General features: G+C 71.5%; 18 protein-coding genes. 8 read left to right on the top strand and 10 right to left on the bottom strand.

Annotated elements, in window-relative coordinates:
• Window positions 1-2: 2 nt before the first annotated feature.
• Entirely contained in the window at window positions 3-1,352 is a 1,350-nt protein-coding gene (gene eccB / locus QE377_RS05650) for a type VII secretion protein EccB (RefSeq protein ID WP_307320409.1), read from the top strand.
• Between the two features lie 22 nt (window positions 1,353-1,374).
• Window positions 1,375-2,694, top strand: coding sequence for a S8 family serine peptidase (locus QE377_RS05655; protein WP_307320412.1), 1,320 nt, complete (start codon window positions 1,375-1,377; stop codon window positions 2,692-2,694).
• A gap of 3 nt (window positions 2,695-2,697) precedes the next feature.
• Here QE377_RS05655 and QE377_RS05660 read toward each other — a convergent pair whose 3' ends face one another.
• The 10 genes from QE377_RS05660 to QE377_RS05705 all read right to left on the bottom strand — a co-directional run bounded on the left by QE377_RS05660 (window position 2,698) and on the right by QE377_RS05705 (window position 11,114).
• On the bottom strand, window positions 2,698-3,864 hold the full coding sequence (locus QE377_RS05660; RefSeq protein ID WP_307320414.1) for an FHA domain-containing protein: 1,167 nt from the start codon (window positions 3,862-3,864) through the stop codon (window positions 2,698-2,700).
• A 50-nt stretch (window positions 3,865-3,914) separates the two neighbouring features.
• Window positions 3,915-4,379 carry a hypothetical protein gene (locus tag QE377_RS05665; RefSeq protein ID WP_307320415.1) on the bottom strand — a complete coding sequence of 155 codons (465 nt, stop codon included), beginning with the start codon at window positions 4,377-4,379 and terminating at the stop codon, window positions 3,915-3,917.
• Complete coding sequence (locus QE377_RS05670; protein ID WP_307320417.1) at window positions 4,376-4,669, bottom strand: WXG100 family type VII secretion target; 294 nt, start codon at window positions 4,667-4,669, stop codon at window positions 4,376-4,378. The genes QE377_RS05665 and QE377_RS05670 overlap by 4 nt, the downstream gene beginning before the upstream one ends.
• A complete protein-coding gene (locus QE377_RS05675; protein WP_307320421.1) occupies window positions 4,666-5,055 on the bottom strand; it encodes a hypothetical protein in 390 nt (129 codons plus the stop codon). The genes QE377_RS05670 and QE377_RS05675 overlap by 4 nt, the downstream gene beginning before the upstream one ends.
• Window positions 5,055-6,281, bottom strand: a complete 1,227-nt coding sequence (locus tag QE377_RS05680) for a hypothetical protein (RefSeq protein ID WP_307320424.1) — start codon at window positions 6,279-6,281, stop codon at window positions 5,055-5,057. The genes QE377_RS05675 and QE377_RS05680 overlap by 1 nt, the downstream gene beginning before the upstream one ends.
• A 102-nt stretch (window positions 6,282-6,383) precedes the next feature.
• Window positions 6,384-7,769, bottom strand: coding sequence for a glycine--tRNA ligase (locus tag QE377_RS05685; protein ID WP_307320427.1), 1,386 nt, complete (start codon window positions 7,767-7,769; stop codon window positions 6,384-6,386).
• Between the two features lie 113 nt (window positions 7,770-7,882).
• Window positions 7,883-8,467, bottom strand: coding sequence for a hypothetical protein (locus QE377_RS05690; RefSeq protein WP_307320430.1), 585 nt, complete (start codon window positions 8,465-8,467; stop codon window positions 7,883-7,885).
• Between the two features lie 43 nt (window positions 8,468-8,510).
• A complete protein-coding gene (locus QE377_RS05695) occupies window positions 8,511-9,083 on the bottom strand; it encodes an HhH-GPD-type base excision DNA repair protein (protein WP_307320432.1) in 573 nt (190 codons plus the stop codon).
• Window positions 9,080-9,469 (bottom strand): hypothetical protein, encoded by a 390-nt coding sequence (locus QE377_RS05700; protein WP_307320435.1) that lies wholly within the window; start codon window positions 9,467-9,469, stop codon window positions 9,080-9,082. Before QE377_RS05700 ends, QE377_RS05695 begins: the two co-directional genes overlap by 4 nt.
• A gap of 331 nt (window positions 9,470-9,800) precedes the next feature.
• Entirely contained in the window at window positions 9,801-11,114 is a 1,314-nt protein-coding gene (locus QE377_RS05705) for a glutamyl-tRNA reductase (RefSeq protein ID WP_307320440.1), read from the bottom strand.
• A 69-nt stretch (window positions 11,115-11,183) separates the two neighbouring features.
• Here QE377_RS05705 and hemE point away from each other — a divergent pair, with 69 nt between their 5' ends.
• The 6 genes from hemE (at window position 11,184) to hemQ (ending at window position 15,648) form a co-directional block, all read left to right on the top strand.
• Entirely contained in the window at window positions 11,184-12,263 is a 1,080-nt protein-coding gene (hemE, locus tag QE377_RS05710) for a uroporphyrinogen decarboxylase (RefSeq protein WP_373459559.1), read from the top strand.
• Window positions 12,260-13,714 (top strand): NAD(P)/FAD-dependent oxidoreductase, encoded by a 1,455-nt coding sequence (locus QE377_RS05715; RefSeq protein WP_307320446.1) that lies wholly within the window; start codon window positions 12,260-12,262, stop codon window positions 13,712-13,714. Before hemE ends, QE377_RS05715 begins: the two co-directional genes overlap by 4 nt.
• 89 nt (window positions 13,715-13,803) lie before the next feature.
• A complete protein-coding gene (locus QE377_RS05720) occupies window positions 13,804-14,214 on the top strand; it encodes a hypothetical protein (protein WP_307320449.1) in 411 nt (136 codons plus the stop codon).
• 1 nt (window position 14,215) lies between these two features.
• Complete coding sequence (locus QE377_RS05725) at window positions 14,216-14,617, top strand: phage holin family protein (RefSeq protein WP_307320454.1); 402 nt, start codon at window positions 14,216-14,218, stop codon at window positions 14,615-14,617.
• Window positions 14,614-14,886, top strand: a complete 273-nt coding sequence (locus QE377_RS05730) for a DUF3618 domain-containing protein (RefSeq protein ID WP_234073821.1) — start codon at window positions 14,614-14,616, stop codon at window positions 14,884-14,886. Before QE377_RS05725 ends, QE377_RS05730 begins: the two co-directional genes overlap by 4 nt.
• An 84-nt stretch (window positions 14,887-14,970) precedes the next feature.
• Entirely contained in the window at window positions 14,971-15,648 is a 678-nt protein-coding gene (hemQ, locus tag QE377_RS05735) for a hydrogen peroxide-dependent heme synthase (protein ID WP_307320458.1), read from the top strand.
• The last annotated feature ends 26 nt before the right edge of the window (window positions 15,649-15,674 follow it).

Genomic DNA, 15,674 nt, shown 5'->3' on the forward strand with positions numbered 1-15,674 from the left:
CCATGGCGACCAAGAACGACCTCATCGAGGCGCAGACCTTCTCGCGCCGCCGCCTGCTCACCGCCTTCGTCAGCGGCGCGCCGGGCGGTAAGGAGCTCGAGCCCACCGCTCCGCTGCGTGCGGTCATCGCCGCCATCGCGCTGACCGTCGGCGTCATCCTCGTCGGGGTGTTCTACGGACTCATCCGCCCTGGACTGCCCAACGGCTGGGACAACGGCAAGCTCATCATCGTCAAAGACACCGGCTCGCGCTTCATCACCCAGGACGGCGTGCTCTATCCCGTCATCAACACCGCCAGCGCCCGCCTCATCCTCCCCTCCAGCGACTTCCAGGTGATCGACACCGATCAACAGAATCTCGAGGGAGTCCGTCTCGGACCCACGCTCGGCATCGTCGGCGCGCCCGACGAGATCCCCACTCCCGCGGGCTTGACCAACAGCGGCTGGGGCGCCTGCGTCACCGACGACGCCGCCCTGGATGTGCGCATCGGCGGCGCTGCGCCCCAGGAGGCGAGCGGGCGCGCGGTCGTCGTCGATGCCGCCGGCTCACGTTACGTGATCTCCGACGGCCTGCGCTTCGCGGTTTCCGCGAACGACGGCGACGCGGTGCTGCGCGCCGCCGGCATCGGAACGCTGAACCCCGTGAAGGTCCCGGTCGACTGGCTGAACCTCTTCACGCCGGGAACGGATCTCGCACCGCTGCGCGTCTCGAACGCGGGCGCGGTGGTGCAGGGCACGTCGCTGCGAGTCGGCGAGGTCGTCCACGCCACAGGCGAGCCCGACGACAAGCGTTCTCTCGTGCAGTCGGACGGCACTCTCGCCGAGCTGACCCCCCTCGCCTGGCAGCTCTATCAGCTCGGCGGCCAGACCTCGCAGGTGCGCGAGGTCACGCAGGCCGAAACCGGCGGCCTCCCGTCGGCCGCCCAGCGCGCCGGCGGCGCGGACTGGCCGACGCAGAGCTTCACTGCCATCGACACCGCTGACCGACCCTGCGCCGCGCTCGTCGGCGACAACGCCGAGACCCGCACCGTGCTGGCCACCCAGCCGCGCTCGGACAACGTCACCGCCCAGGTGCGCGTGACCGCCGGCGCCGGCGCTCTCGTACGTTCGGGGGGCCGCGGCGATCAGAACACCGCACTGGTGACGCTCGTCGATGCCACCGGCACCTCGTACGCACTGCCCGGCGCCACCGAGGAGACGATCGCACGACTCGGCTTCACGCCCGACGACATCGGCACCGCCGCCGACGTGTGGATCGACCTGCTGCGCACCGGCCCGGCCCTGACCGAGGCCGCTGCCGGCATGTCGACCGACGGTTCGCAACCGATGCCCACACCGACGGCAGGAGGTTGATCGCGTGCGCCCCGCACACGCGATGAGTCCGCGTCCCCTGCGACGGCTCGCGGCAGCGGTCACCGCTGCGACCGTGGCGGGTGTGCTGCTGGGCGCCGTCCCGGTGGAGGCACCCGCCGCATCCGCACAGTCGTCACAGGGCTGCAATGCGGCGACGCGCATCGGCGCAGCACCTCCGGCCCTGTCGATGCTGCAGAGCGAGCTGGCGTGGAACATCACGCGAGGCGCGGGCGTGACGGTCGCGGTCGTCGACTCGGGCGTCCTGGCGATCAACCCGCATCTGGTCGACGCGTTCGCGGGCGGAGTGAATCTCGTCGGCGACGGCCAGGCGCCCGACGGATCGACCGACGTGTACGGTCACGGCACGGCCATCGCCGGGCAGATCGCCGCACGCAAACTCGACGCCTCGGGTGTCGAAGGCCTCGCCCCGGAAGCGAAGATCCTTTCGGTGCGGGTCTTCGCCGGCGACGACAAGCAGACCGCGGAAGCGGGCTTCGGGCCGCAGATCGGCAAGCTGGCCGCCGGCATCCGCTGGGCGGCCGACGCCGGCGCGCAGATCATCAACGTGTCTATGAGCACGACCGACGACGTGCCCGAAGTGGCGGATGCGGTCGCCTACGCGACCTCGCGCGGCAGCCTCGTGATCGGCAGCTCCGGAAACCGCAACAACGTCCTCTCGCTCGTGCAGACCGAGGCGGACGTCCCCCGCTACCCGGCGAACTACCCCGGGGTGCTCGGAGTCGCCGCCACGGATCTGCAGGGCGTCGTCACCGACGACAGCATCCACGGCTCGCATGTGGCGATCGCCGCTCCCGGACAGAGCATCATCACGACATCCCAGCTCGGCGGCGACTGCGTGTACGCCGACAGCGCCCCGGCCACCAGCTACTCCGCGGGATACGTCTCAGCGGCGGCGGCGCTCGTCGCCGCCGCGCACCCCGACGAGACCCCCGCCGAGTGGGCCTACCGCCTCACGGCGACCGCTGTCCGCAGCGACCCCGACAGCCGTGACGACCGAGCCGGCTGGGGTGTGGTGCAGCCCTACGACGCCATCGTGATGCAGCCGGGCCCGGGGCTGCGCGGACCTGCGAGTCCGTTCCCCGGGAGCGAAGTCGCCGCACCGGAGCAGCCGGCGGCCGATCCCGTCACCGTGGTGCACAAGCCCGCGCCCGACGAGGAGGCGATCCTCTTCGGCACCACGGCCGCCGTCGGCGCGCTCATCGCGATCGGCGGCGCCGGGGCACTCGGGGTGTTCGTCTCACGGCGCCGGCAGGCGGCGACGTCCGCCCAGCAAGTGCGGCGCGGCGGCGGGCTCTACCGCGACGACGCGCCGCGCGACTGAAAATCAGCTCGCGCGGCGGAGGTGCACGACGGCGTCTCCGAGCACGAAGCGCTCCGTCACCGGGGCCGAGCCGCCCGCCTCGAGCGCCTGCTCCACGCCGGATGCGTCCAGCAAGCTGACGCCGTTCGTGGAGCCGAGGTCGGTGATGGTCCACGCGGCGCCGTCCCAGACGAGGCGCGCGTGCTCCTTCGACACCGTGCGGGCGTCATCCGTCACCGCGACGTACTGCACGCCGCTCTCGGCTGCGCGCGGGTTGCGTCCGAGCACGAGAGCCGCAGCGGCGACGGCGACGACCTCGCCCGAGGGCAGCGCGAGCGACCATCCGATGGGCGCAGGGGCCTCCTCGGCGCCGCGCCGTGCGCGCCGCGTGAGAGGTGCCGGCTCGGGCTCGACCGCTCCCGCGCGAAGCACCGGCGTGGGCTGGGCAGGCGACGGCGTGATCTGCGGCGGGACGACCGGAGTCGCCGGCACCGCAGCGGCGGGTGCCGGCGGCGGCACCGGCGAGACGGCGGGCGCGGGGGCCGAGGGCGCAGCCGCGGGAGGCGGCACGGGCGGCACTGCTGCAGCGGGAGCCGCGGGAACTCCCGGGCTCGCTCCGCGGCGCATGGGGCCGTATCCGCCCGCGGCCGGCGCCGGGGGTGCGACCGCGGGGGCTGCGCCCGGAGCCATCGGAGTGGGCGCGACCGGCGGCACGGGCGGCGCGACGACCGCATCAGGGATGCCGGGCGGGCGCTGTGCCGGCGGGGCGACGGCGAACACGGGTGCGGGTCGGCCGGGTGCGACCGCGGGCTGCTGGGGTGCGACAGGAGCGCGACCCCCGGAGAGCACCGCGGCCCACACCGGGGGCAGCAGCACTCCGAGCACGGTCGTTCCCGCGCCGCGGCCCGCCTCACTGTTGATCCGGTGCACGGCCATGATCTTCAGGATCAGCGCGTAGACGTTCACGAAGGGGACGAGCAGCAGCGCGGCCTTCACGGGATCGACGTTGCCGAGCCGGAAGAGCTCCGCCTCGTTCATGATGGGCACCCAGGCCCGCCAGGGCTCGGTCTCGCGCTCCTGAAGCACCCGAGAGAGTCCGATGGCGTACCAGACATGCCAACCGGCGGCGACGATGCCGCCGAGCACGGCGGCGACGATCACGACGGTCAGCACGACCGAGCTGTCATCCACGGATTCTCCGTCTCCCCTCGGGCCTCACGCTCGAGGGCCCTCTGTCAACGCTACCGGCCCGCATCCGAGGGATGCAGCCCCTTGCCTTCCGTCAACGGAGCGACCACGAGGTCGTGACCGGCCTCGACCAACGCCGCCGCCCCTCGATCGAGGGCGTCGGCCGTGTAGGGCACCGCGATCATGCTTCCGTGCGCGAGGCGGTCGAGCATGATCACGATGCGGGTCCGAGCGGCGTCCGACCCGGCCGTCATCGTCGCGCGCGCCTCGAACCCCCAGGATCGCATCCCCGGGATGAGTTCGACGCCGACCACGTTCGAGGCGATGAAACGCAGCGCGGAGCCGGCCTTCAACCGGCGCGTCGAGCCCGAGGAGTCGGTCATTCGGTACTTCGCGCCGAGCAGCGCTGCGGTGAGTGCGTCGAGCGCGATGGATGCCGGCGCCGAGGTCGACACGATCCAGGTCGGCTTGATGAAGGGGCCGCCCTCGAACGCGAAGCGAGGTTCGGACGCGCTCACAAAGCCCACCGTTGGGCGTTTCGCCGCTCGGTGGCATCGTAGGTGGAGCTGGCGCGTTCCAGGGCACCGGCGGCGTCGGAGGCGAGTGAGACCAGAACTCCGAGCTGTCGACTCCAGTCACGCTGCGCGCTCGCGTACGCCTCCTGAGCGTCACCGCTCCACTGACCCGCGAGCGCTGCGGCCTGCCCGTCCAAGGTGTCCAGGATCGTCCGGATCGCCTCGACGGCTTGCGAGATCCCCCCGGCGACCTGGCGCTGACCGTCGGTGTCGAAACGGATGCTGTCGCTCATCGCAGGTCCCCCATCCGACGCGTGAGCTGTTCGATCTGTCGCTGCAGCTCGGAGAGCGCCTCCGCCGCATCCGCCCGAGGGTTCGGCGCTGTCGGATCGACAGCCGCCTCCGCCTCGAGCTGTTCCACGGTCGCGCGCAGACGAACCGATGCCTGCGCGCGCAGCGCTTCGGCTTCCGGGGACGTGTCGGTGCCGTCGAAGACATCCTCCAGTGTCGTCTCCTCCAGATCGATCCGGGCCTGCAGCCGGCGCCACTCGGGGCCGAGCTCGCCCCGACGAGCGGCTTCCGCACGCCTCTCGTCCGCAGCCTTCTCGGCCGCCGCATCAGCGGCGATCGCCTCGTTCATCACGCGGATGGTGTCGTTGATGCGCTCGAGCGGGTCCATCAGCGCACCGCCTTCGTGACCGCGGCGTTCGCCAGGTCCTCGACGATCGCCGCCGCCTGCACGAGCTTCTCGCGCCCGGCGACCATGTCGGAGATCGCGTCCAGGATGGCGGTGATGAGCGTGTTGATCAGACGCAGGTAGAACATCACCTTCTGCATCCCCTCGATGATCTCCACGCCGGCGACGATCCAACCGGCCACGGGGATCGAACTCTCGATCAGCAGCCGCGTCAGCTTGTTCGCGATCCACTGCAGCGCCGCCCCGATGCCCGACGCGGCCAGGTTGGAGGCGAGGGCCACCTTGTCGATGAGGCCGCTGATCGCATCGAACGCATAGCTCAGCCCGACCGCTCCCCCGCTGACGAGCCCGGCCGTGGCGCCGAACCGCAGCGACGCCTCGCCTTCCCACTGGTCCATCTGTCCCGGCAGACCGGAGAAGTTCGAGGCGAGCTCCATCATCGCCCGCCCCTCGTGCGTCCACGCCTGAGATGCCCCGTCGATGCGCTTCCAATCGCCGGCGAGCGGCTTGTACACGTACTCCTGGAGGATGCTGAAGCCGAGGATCAGTTCGGCGACGTAGTCGACACTGCCGAGGATGAGGCCGGCTTTCCAGCGGAGATCCTCCATCATGTTGACGTCCGACGAAGGCGTCACCAGGTAGCTCGTCGGGTCGGTGCGTTCCTCGACCCCGCCCCGCGAGGTGAGCGTGGACAGCCGGTCCACAGCGGTCTCGACGGTGCCCGAGATGAGGTCGTACCCGCTGCCCAGCACGTTGCCGCTGGTCACGATCGCGTCGGCCAGGCCGTTGTACTCGCTCGGGTCGTTGCCGTAGCCGGCATCGGCCGACCCGGTCGGCCCGCCGAGCGCGGGAATGCTGCCGCGCGGGTCGGAGAACGGCGGGAGCGATCCTCCGCCGAGGGATGCGAGAAGGGCGCGCGCGGCTTCGTACGCCTCCTGATCGCTTCGCACGTAGTCGTCGAGAGTCCGGGTCGCGGTCTCAGCCGCCCAGTCGGACACCTGACCGACCGTGCGGATGGCCAAGGCACCCGCATCCGTGATCAGGTCGGTGATGGGCTGCATCACGCGAAGGACGAGTCCGAGATCTCCGGCGGTCAGGCGACAGTGGGATTCGAGATACGTCGCCATCTGGTCGGTGTGCGCTCTCTGCCGCTGCAGGAGCGTCGATGCCTGACTGAGTTGGACATAGCTGACCGCCACTGCTGTCACCGAGACTCCCTTCGATCCGCGGGGGATCTCTCCGCATCCGCGCGTGAATGGCCATGGTAGCCACAGACGCGAAAAGACGCCGGGAGTCTTGCACAGCCCCCGTCAGGCGCCCCGCAGACGCTCCGCCAGATAGCCGTGCAGCGTCTCCAACGGCACGCGTTCCTGCGTCATGGTGTCGCGGTCGCGCACTGTGACGGCGTCGTCTTCGAGCGAGTCGAAGTCGACGGTGACGCAGAACGGAGTGCCGATCTCGTCCTGGCGGCGGTAGCGGCGGCCGATGGCGCCCGCATCGTCGAAGTCGACGTTCCAGCGTCCGCGCAGCTCATCCGCCACACGCCGAGCCAGGGGCGACAGGTTTTCGTTCCGGCTCAGCGGCAGCACCGCGACCTTAACGGGGGCGAGACGCGGGTCGAGCTTGAGCACCGTGCGGGTATCGACGCCGCCCTTCGCGTTCGGCACCTCTTCTTCGCGGTAGGCGTCGACGAGGAAGGCCATCATCGCGCGGGTGAGGCCGAACGAGGGCTCGATGACGTACGGCGTGTACGTGGTGTTCGACGACTGGTCGAAGTACGCGAGCTTCGTGCCCGAAGCCTCGGCGTGGCTCGACAGGTCGTAATCGGTGCGGTTGGCGACACCCATGAGCTCGCCCCACTCCTTGCCCTGGAAGCCGAAGCGGTACTCGACGTCGATCGTTCCGGCGGAGTAGTGCGCGCGGTCCTCCTCGGGGACATCCAGGCGACGCATGTTGTCGGCATCGATGCCGAGGCCGATGAACCAGTTCCAGCAGGCCTCGACCCAGTGCTCGAACCACTCGTTCGCCTCGGCCGGCGGCGTGAAGTACTCGATCTCCATCTGCTCGAACTCGCGCGTACGGAAGATGAAGTTGCCGGGTGTGATCTCGTTGCGGAACGCCTTGCCCACCTGGCCGACGCCGAACGGCGGCTTCTTGCGGCTCGCCGTGAGCACGTTCGAGAAGTTGATGAAGATGCCCTGCGCGGTCTCCGGGCGCAGGAAGTACAGCCCCGACTCGTCGTCGACGACGCCGAGGTAGGTCTTCACGAGGCCCGAGAAGGCCTTCGGCTCGGTGTACTGCCCCTTGGTGCCGCAGTTCGGGCACGGGATGTCGGCCAGCCCGTTCTCCGCCGGACGTCCCTTGCGCGCTTCGAAGTCCTCGATGAGGTTGTCGGCGCGGAACCGCTTGTGACAGTGCAGGCACTCCACCAGCGGGTCGGTGAAGGTCGCGACGTGGCCGGATGCCTCCCACACGCGCTTGGGAAGGATGATCGACGAGTCCAGGCCCACCATGTCGCCGCGACCGCGGACGAAGGTCTGCCACCACTCGCGGCGGATGTTCTCCTTGAGCTCCGTGCCGAGAGGGCCGTAGTCCCAGGCGGAACGCGATCCGCCGTAGATCTCGCCCGCCTGGAAGACGAACCCGCGATGGCGGGCGAGGGCGATGACTTTGTCGAGACGGGACTGCTCGGCCACGGTGGCTCCAATGGTCGCTGTGCGAAGGGCGCGCGGACGCATAGGGGATGCGGCGCGGGATCATCCGATTCTATCCGCGCCGGTGCGGCGCTCCGCCGCGTGTTCTGCGAGGGTCAGCCGGCGGGCGCGGCCGCGCACGCGGCGGCGATCCGCGCCGCCACGACGCCCTCGGGGTCGGCGAGCGGCGTCACGGCGACGCCGATGGCCGCACCGAGGGCGAACCCGATCGTCGCGGTGGGGTCTTCGCTCGCACCACTCGCCGACGGCGAGGGAGTGGGCAGCGGCGCCGCATCCGCCCCCGCGGGCGCACTCGCGTCCGCCTCGCAACGGATCTGCGGCAGCGAGACCACGATCTCCGCGCTCTGCCCCGCCTCGACCTCGATGCTCCCGGAGCCGACCTTGCGGCCGATGCCGGCGAAGCCAGGAGCGTCGATGCGGATGCGGGTGAGCGCGAGATTCTCGTCGGTCGTGTTCTCGACCCACAGTCGCACTTCGTCGGCGCTCTGAGCGGGTGTCGCCGGCAGGAGGGTCGCGGTGATTCCGGAGGGAAGCGCCGTAGCGCTGGGCGCCGGTCGAGGCTGCGCGCCGCATCCGGCGAGCGCGAGAGCCCCGATGAGCAGCGCCGCTGCCGTCGCCCCCGTGCGCGCCGCCCCACGGCGCCCGGGCCTCGCGGACGCGGCATCTCCCCCATTCGGCATACCTGCACTGTATCCGGGGGGTGCCTATGGCTTCCCTGAGCGCTCAGCTCTTGGCGGCGGCTTTCGCGGCCCGCTTGGTCTCGCGGACCTTCGCGAGGGACTCGGGGCTCGTGATGTCGGCGACCGAGCGGAACGAGCCTTCCTCGCCGTACGGAGCGGACGCCTCGCGCCACCCGGCGCCGGTGAAGCCGCGTTGCTTGCCCAGCAGCGCGAGGAAGATCTTCGCCTTCTGCTCGCCGAAGCCCGGGAGGGCCTTGAGCCGCTTCAGCACCTCACGGCCGTCGGGTTCGCCGTCGGTCCAGATGGCTGCCGCATCGCCGTGCCACCGGTCGGCGACCTCGGCGCTGAGCTTCTGCACACGTTCCGCCATCGACCCGGGGAACCGGTGCACGGCGGGGGTCTGCCCGAACGCCGCGGCGAAGGCCTCCGGGTCGTACGCCGCGAGCGACGCCGGGTCGAGCGTGCCGACGCGGTCGAGGATCTTCAGCGGGCCGGCGAAGGCGGTCTCCATCGCCACCTGCTGGTCGAGCAGCATCCCGATCAGCAGGGCGAAGGGGTCGCGCGTCAGCAGCGCGTCGGCGTTCTCGTCGGCGGTGATGTGCAGGTCGGCGCTCATGCGTCTCCTTCGTGATCGCGGACAGGGAGAGGCGTGCGGAAGCGATCCGGCCGGTTCTTCTGCGGCCGGCGCCGGTTCTGCGCGAGCGGCCGCAATGCGCCCTCGAAGTAGGCGATCGCCGCCAGGGCATCCACATGGCCATGGGTGATGTTCCGCCCCACCACGGGAAGCGGGTAGCGCGGGTTCTCGTAGACCGCGGCGATCCGGAGGATGGCGGCGTGATCGTCGGCGCTCATGGCGAGGGCACGTTCGGCGAGCTCGTCCTCCCCGAAGTCCCACAGGCACCCCGCGATCAGCGTGATCGGCGCACTCACCCTGAAGTTCGCGACGCCCTTCATGGCTTCGCGGACATCCGGCGCCCAGGCGGCGGGCGGTTCGGCGCTCATGCCTCCATGGTGCCAGCCCCCGGGCCGCGGCGGCAGGAATGGGCGCGTGGGGCTGGGGACGAATGCCGGGGCGCTCCGGGTGCACCCCCGACCTGTTCCCCTGTCGCAGATCGACGCCAACGCGTCGATCTGCGACAGGGGAACATCAGCCCGCCACGCTCGCCTGTCAGAGATCGACGCCGAAGCGTCGATCTCTGACAGGCGAGCTGATCAGGTGGGCCGCGCTAGCCAGGCCGACCGGGCGGCCGGCGGGACGGGGACGGGTGGGACGGGGACGTGCGGGCAGGATCGGGTGCTGGGCGGGCGGGTGACCCCGCAATGCGCGGGTGGGTCAGCCGGCGAGCTCGGATGCGGAGTCGTCGCCGTCGTCCTCGGCTGCGGCATCCTCCGGCGCGAGACCGTAGAGCACCTCGAGCGCGGCGAAGACCTCGTCGGCGCGGCCCCGCTCGGCGAGCGCGTGCGCGCGGGTCGTGGGGGTGTGCAGCAGGCGACCCACCAGGTGGCGCAGCGCCTGCTCGGTGCGCTCGTCGTCCCCGCGGCGGCGTCCGCGAGCGATCTCCGCCTCGAGGAGCTCGAACATGTGCGTGCGCAGGGCGACGACGGCCGGCGCGACCGTGCGGCGCTCGCCGACGACCGCGAAGCGCTGGGCGGCGTCGGCCACGAGGGCGCGCGCCGCATCCGTCGCCTGCAGCTCCTCCAGCGGCGCGTGCACGCGGATGGTCTCGAGATCGAGCAGGTCGGTGCCGCTGACGGTCGCCACGTCGGGGTCGACGTTGCGCGGCAGCCCCAGGTCGATCACGAGGCGACGGTGCCGGTCGTGACCGGGAGCCGTCCGCGCGACGGACGCCTCGTCACCGAACGTCGCGGCGCTGAGCACGGGGTGCTCGACGCTGGTGCACGTGATGATGAGGTCCGACAGCTTGGCGGCCGTGGCGAAGCCCGCCGCATCCGCGACGGCGAGGCCGTGCTTGCGCGCGAAGCGCTCACCGCGACCCGACGGCGAGTGCACCGTGATGTCGGTGACGCCGCGCTCGCGCAGGGCGGCGAGGGTGGCGGCCGCGTACGAACCGGTGCCCACGAGCAGGACGCGCAACGTCGCCCAATCGGCGAAGCGTGCCGACGCGAGATCCAGGGAGAGACGCACGAGCGAGCGGCCGGCGCGACCGAGAGCCGTGCCGTTCTTGACGCCGCGCTGCGTCTCGGACGCGCGCTGGAACAGACGCTCGAGCTCGGGCGAGGTCGTGCCGTCGCCCCGCGCCTCGGTCAGCGCGCGGCGCACCTGACCGGCGATCTCGCCCTCACCGACGACGACCGATTCGAGACCGGACGCGACCGCGAACAGGTGCTGGGCGACGCGAGGGCCGGAGATGACCTCGTACGATCCGGAGAACTCCTCGGCCGAGACGCCCGTCGCAGACTCGATCGCCGCCAGCGCCGCCTCGAGCCCCACGGCCTCGGCCGCGGTCACCGGCTCGTCCATGTCGACGTACGCCTCGAAGCGGTTGCAGGTGGCCACGACCACGGCACCCTGCACGCACTCGTCGTGCTCGGCGATCAGAGGTGCGACGCGGGTGGTGTGGATGCTGAGTCGCTCGAGGAGCTCGAAGGACGCGGTCTTGTGACTCGCGCTGACACACAACAGCACATGTCGATTGTACGCCGCGTCGAAATCACCGGCCGCGGGAGCTTGCGCACGAACGTGCAGGTGCTCGACATGTGGCGCTCACCCGCCGGATGCGAGGATGTCGGGGTGAGCTCCACCGGACCCGCTTCCTCCCCCCTCATCCGCGCCCTCAAGGGTGAGCGCACCGACCGCCTCCCGGTCTGGTTCATGCGTCAGGCGGGGCGGTCGCTGCCCGAGTACCGCGACCTGCGCGTGGGAACCCGCATGCTCGACGCCTGCCTGACCCCTGACCTCGCGGCCGAGATCACCCTCCAGCCCGTGCGCCGCCACGGCGTGGATGCGGGCATCTTCTTCAGCGACATCGTGGTGCCGCTGCGCCTGGCCGGCATCGCCGTGGAGATCGAACCCGGACGCGGCCCGGTGTTCCCCGACCCGGTGCGCACCGCATCCGATGTCGCCCGCATCGTGGACATCGACCCGCAGGCGGTCGCCGCCGCGGCGGAACCGGTGCGCGAGGCCGTGCGCATCGTCGTGGACGAGCTCGGCGGCACCCCGCTCATCGGCTTCGCGGGCGCACCCTTCACCCTCGCCGCGTACCTCGTCGAAGGCGGCCCGTCGAAGGAGCACCTGCGCGCCCGGGCGCTCATGCACGCCGATCCGGCATCGTGGCACGCGCTGGCCGGCTGGCTCGCGGAGGTCTCGCGCACCTTCCTCGCCGCGCAGACGGATGCGGGCGCTTCCGCCGTACAGCTGTTCGACTCGTGGGCCGGCTCACTGTCGGTCGCCGACTACCGCACCTACGTCGCCCCCCACTCGCGGGCGGCCCTGGCCGGTGCGGACGCACCCCGCATCCACTTCGGCGTCGGCACGGGACATCTGCTCACCGACATGCGGCTGGACGGCACGACGGATGCGGTGGGCGTCGACTGGCGCACGCCGCTCGACGACGCGGCCGCGATCCTCGGACAGGGCGTCACCGTGCAGGGCAACATCGACCCTGCCCTGCTGCAGGCGCCGTGGCAGATCGTGGAGGAGCACGTGCGCGACGTGATCGCGCGCGGGCGTGCGGCGCGCGCCCACATCCTCAACCTGGGGCACGGCGTCCCGCCCGAGACGGACCCCGACGTGCTGACACGCATCGTGGAGTTGGCGCACGAGGAGCAGGTGTGAGCGCGGCGGATCTCGACGATCTCGCCGCACGGGCGGAATCCACCCGTGTCGCGGTCGTCGGCGGCGGCGTCGCCGGCCTCGTCGCAGCCCTCGACTTCGCGAAGCTCGGCTTCCGCGTCATGGTGCTCGAAGCATCCGCGCAGCCCGGCGGCGTGCTGCGCGGTGCCGAGGTCGCAGGACTCCCGGTGGATGTGGGAGCGGAGAGCTACGCGACGCGCGGAGGTACCGTACGCGCCCTGATCGACGAGCTCGGCATCGGTGACGAGGTGGTGACCCCGGCCGCCGGCGGCGCCTGGGTCGCGGGCCTTCCCGGTGGCCGGGCCGCGCCCCTGCCGCGCGGCGGCGTGCTGGGCATTCCGGAGAACCCGTTCGATCCGAGCGTGCGGCGCGTCATCGGCTGGCCGGGCGCCTGGCGCGCCTACCTGGATCGCCTGCGCCCGCCGCTGACGATCGGCCACGACCGCAGCCTCGGTCACCTCGTGCGCAGCCGCATGGGCGAGGCCGTGCTCGACCGCCTCGTCGCCCCCGTCACCAGCGGCGTCTACTCGGCGCGCCCCGACGACATCGACGTGGACCTCGCAGCCCCCGGCCTGAATGCCGCTCTCACCCGCGCGGGTTCGCTCAGCGGCGCCGTCGGCGACCTGCGCGGCCGCAGCACCGGCACCCCCGGGAGCGCCGTCGCCGGGCTTCGCGGCGGCATGACCCGCCTCGTGCGGGCGCTCGTCGCCCGCGTCGAGGAGCTGGGCGTCGACGTGCGCACGGATGCGGCCGTCACCGCACTCGAGCGTGACGGGGACCTGTGGTCCCTGCACCTGGACGAGGAACGCCTCGACGCCGACCTCGTGGTCGTCGCGACCACCGAGGACGAGGCGCGCCGCCTGCTCGTGCCGGTCGTGCCGGCCCTCGAGCCGATGACGACCGCGCCGCCCGTGGTCGAGATCATCACCCTGGTCGTCCGCGAGCCCGGGCTGGACATCCCGCCGCGAGGAACCGGCGTGCTCACGGTGCCGGGCTCCCACCGCGCGAAAGCCCTCACGCACGCGAGCGCGAAGTGGCAGTGGATCGCGGAGGCGGCCGGCCCCGGCGTGCACGTCGTCCGCGTCTCGTTCGGCGCCCAGGGAGAAGATCCGGCGACGGCCGCGCTCAGCGACGATGCCGCCGCGGCGCTCGCGCTCGAAGAGGCGTCCGCCCTGCTCGGCGTCCGTCTGGACCCGGCTTCGGTCCGGGGTTCGCACCGCGCCCGCTGGGTGCAGTCGCAGCCCGCATCCGTCATCGGGCGCGCGGAACACACGGCGGCCGCGCGCGGCGCCATCCGGGCCGTGCCCGGCCTCGGCGCGGTCGGTGCGTGGCTGTCGGGGACCGGGCTCGCCCAGGTCGTCCCCGACGCTCGCGAAGAGACGGATCGACTGCGCCGTTCGGCGCTGTGGGGGTCGCCGCGTTCTCAGGAGTGAGCGCTCATGTCAACCGGATAACCCGAACGGCATACAGCGCTACGCTGGGCGCACACTCGCTTGACCCACCCCGAACGTGAGGAGACCCCATGAGGGGCAAAGCTGGACTCGTCATCGGACTGGCAGCGGGCTACGTGCTCGGAACGCGCGCAGGCCGTGAGCGCTACGAACAGATCAAGACGCAGGCGCAGAAGGTGTGGAACCTGGCGCCTGTGCAGAAGCAGGTCGGCAAGCTGCAGGAGGTGGGCAAGTCCGCGCTGCTCGCCGTGCCCAGCGCCCTGTTCAACGGCGCGGTGAAGATCACCAAGGCCGTCACGACCGACGGCACCCCCGGTCAGCGTCTGGATGCGGCGCTCGACGCCGGTGCCGACGCGGCGGAGGATGTCGCGGACGCCGCCGAGACCACCGCGACGGCCGCGAAGAAGTCCACGACCTCCACGACCGCGAAGCGCCCCGCCGCCAAGCGCAGCACGGGCAGCTCCTCGTCGGGCGGGAAGTGACATGACCACCCCCCGCGGCTTCCGTGACAAGTCGGAGAAGAGCCTGCTGACCCTGGTCGGCGAGGTCCCCGAGCTCGTCCGCAACCTCGTGACGGCGGAGATCGACTCCGCGAAGAAGTGGCTCGGCAAGGCTGCCAAGAACGCGGGCATCGGCGGCGGCCTCATGCTCGGCGCCCTGATCGTCTTGTTCTGGTCGATCCCCGCGCTCGGCGCGTTCATCATCATCGGGCTCTCGTCCTGGTGGCAGCCGTGGGTCGCCGCCCTGGTGCTGTTCGGCGCGATGCTGCTCATCGCCGTCGTCCTGGCCCTGCTCGGGTACCTGCGCTTCCGCAGGATCGGCAAGGACAACCCCGCATCCCACATCGCCGAAGACGTGCGCGTCGTGAAGGAGGCAGGCGAATGACCGCTCCGGTTCCCGTCCCCCGCACCGGTGTCCCCCTGGGCATCACCGATCCCGTCGAGAAGGCGCGTGCGGAGCTCAAGGCGACGCTGGCCGCGATCGAGGAGAAGGCCAACGTCCCGCGCCGCGTGGGTACGGCGGCCGAGCGTCGCATCGCCCAGTTCCGCCGCTTCGCGCGGGAGGAGCCGGCTGCGGCGACGCTCGCTGTCATCGGCACGGCGGCTGCCGTCGGCGTCATCGTGTGGGGCGCCATCCGCGCCTACGTGCGCTGATCTCCTCCCCCGCACCGACGCATCGCGGATAGCACCGACGGTAGCCGTTTGGCGTCTGACGACGACGGGGTGAGACTGGAGGTCATGAGCTCCGCACCCGAGTCGACGTCCACGCAGTTCACCCTCTGGGCGGTCTTCCGCCGCGACCCCGCGAAGCCCGTCACGGCGACGGACGACGCCGAGCTCGCCGCACTCGTCGAGCTGATCGAGGCGGGCGGCGTCACCATCCGCGGGTTCTACGACGTCAGCGGACTGCGCGCCGACGCCGACCTGATGGTCTGGATGCACGGGCCGGTCGCCGAGGACCTGCAGCGCGACCTGCGGCGCTTGCGACGCACCGACCTCCTGCAGGACCTGCTCCCGGTGTGGAACGCGATGGGCGTGCACCGCGACGCCGAGTTCAACCGCTCGCACGTGCCCGGATTCCTCCGCGGCGAGCACGCCCGCGAGTGGCTCACGGTCTACCCCTTCGTGCGCAGCTACGAGTGGTACCTGCTGCCGGAGGAGGAGCGCCGCGCCATGCTGGCCGACCACGGCCGGAAGGGCGCCGCGTACACGAACGTCGTCGCGAACACCGTCGCCTCATTCGCCCTCGGCGACTACGAGTGGCTGCTTCCCATGGAGGCGGACGAACTGAGCGATCTGGTCGACATGATGCGGGCGCTCCGCTACACCGAGGCGCGTCGCCACGTGCGCGAGGAAGTCCCCTTCTTCACGGGGCGCCTCATCCCGACCTCGGCCATCGCCGAGGTTCTGTCGTGACCCGCGAATATCACCACCGGAGCGGG

Source organism: Microbacterium sp. SORGH_AS_0862 (assembly GCF_030818795.1).
GTDB lineage: Bacteria > Actinomycetota > Actinomycetes > Actinomycetales > Microbacteriaceae > Microbacterium.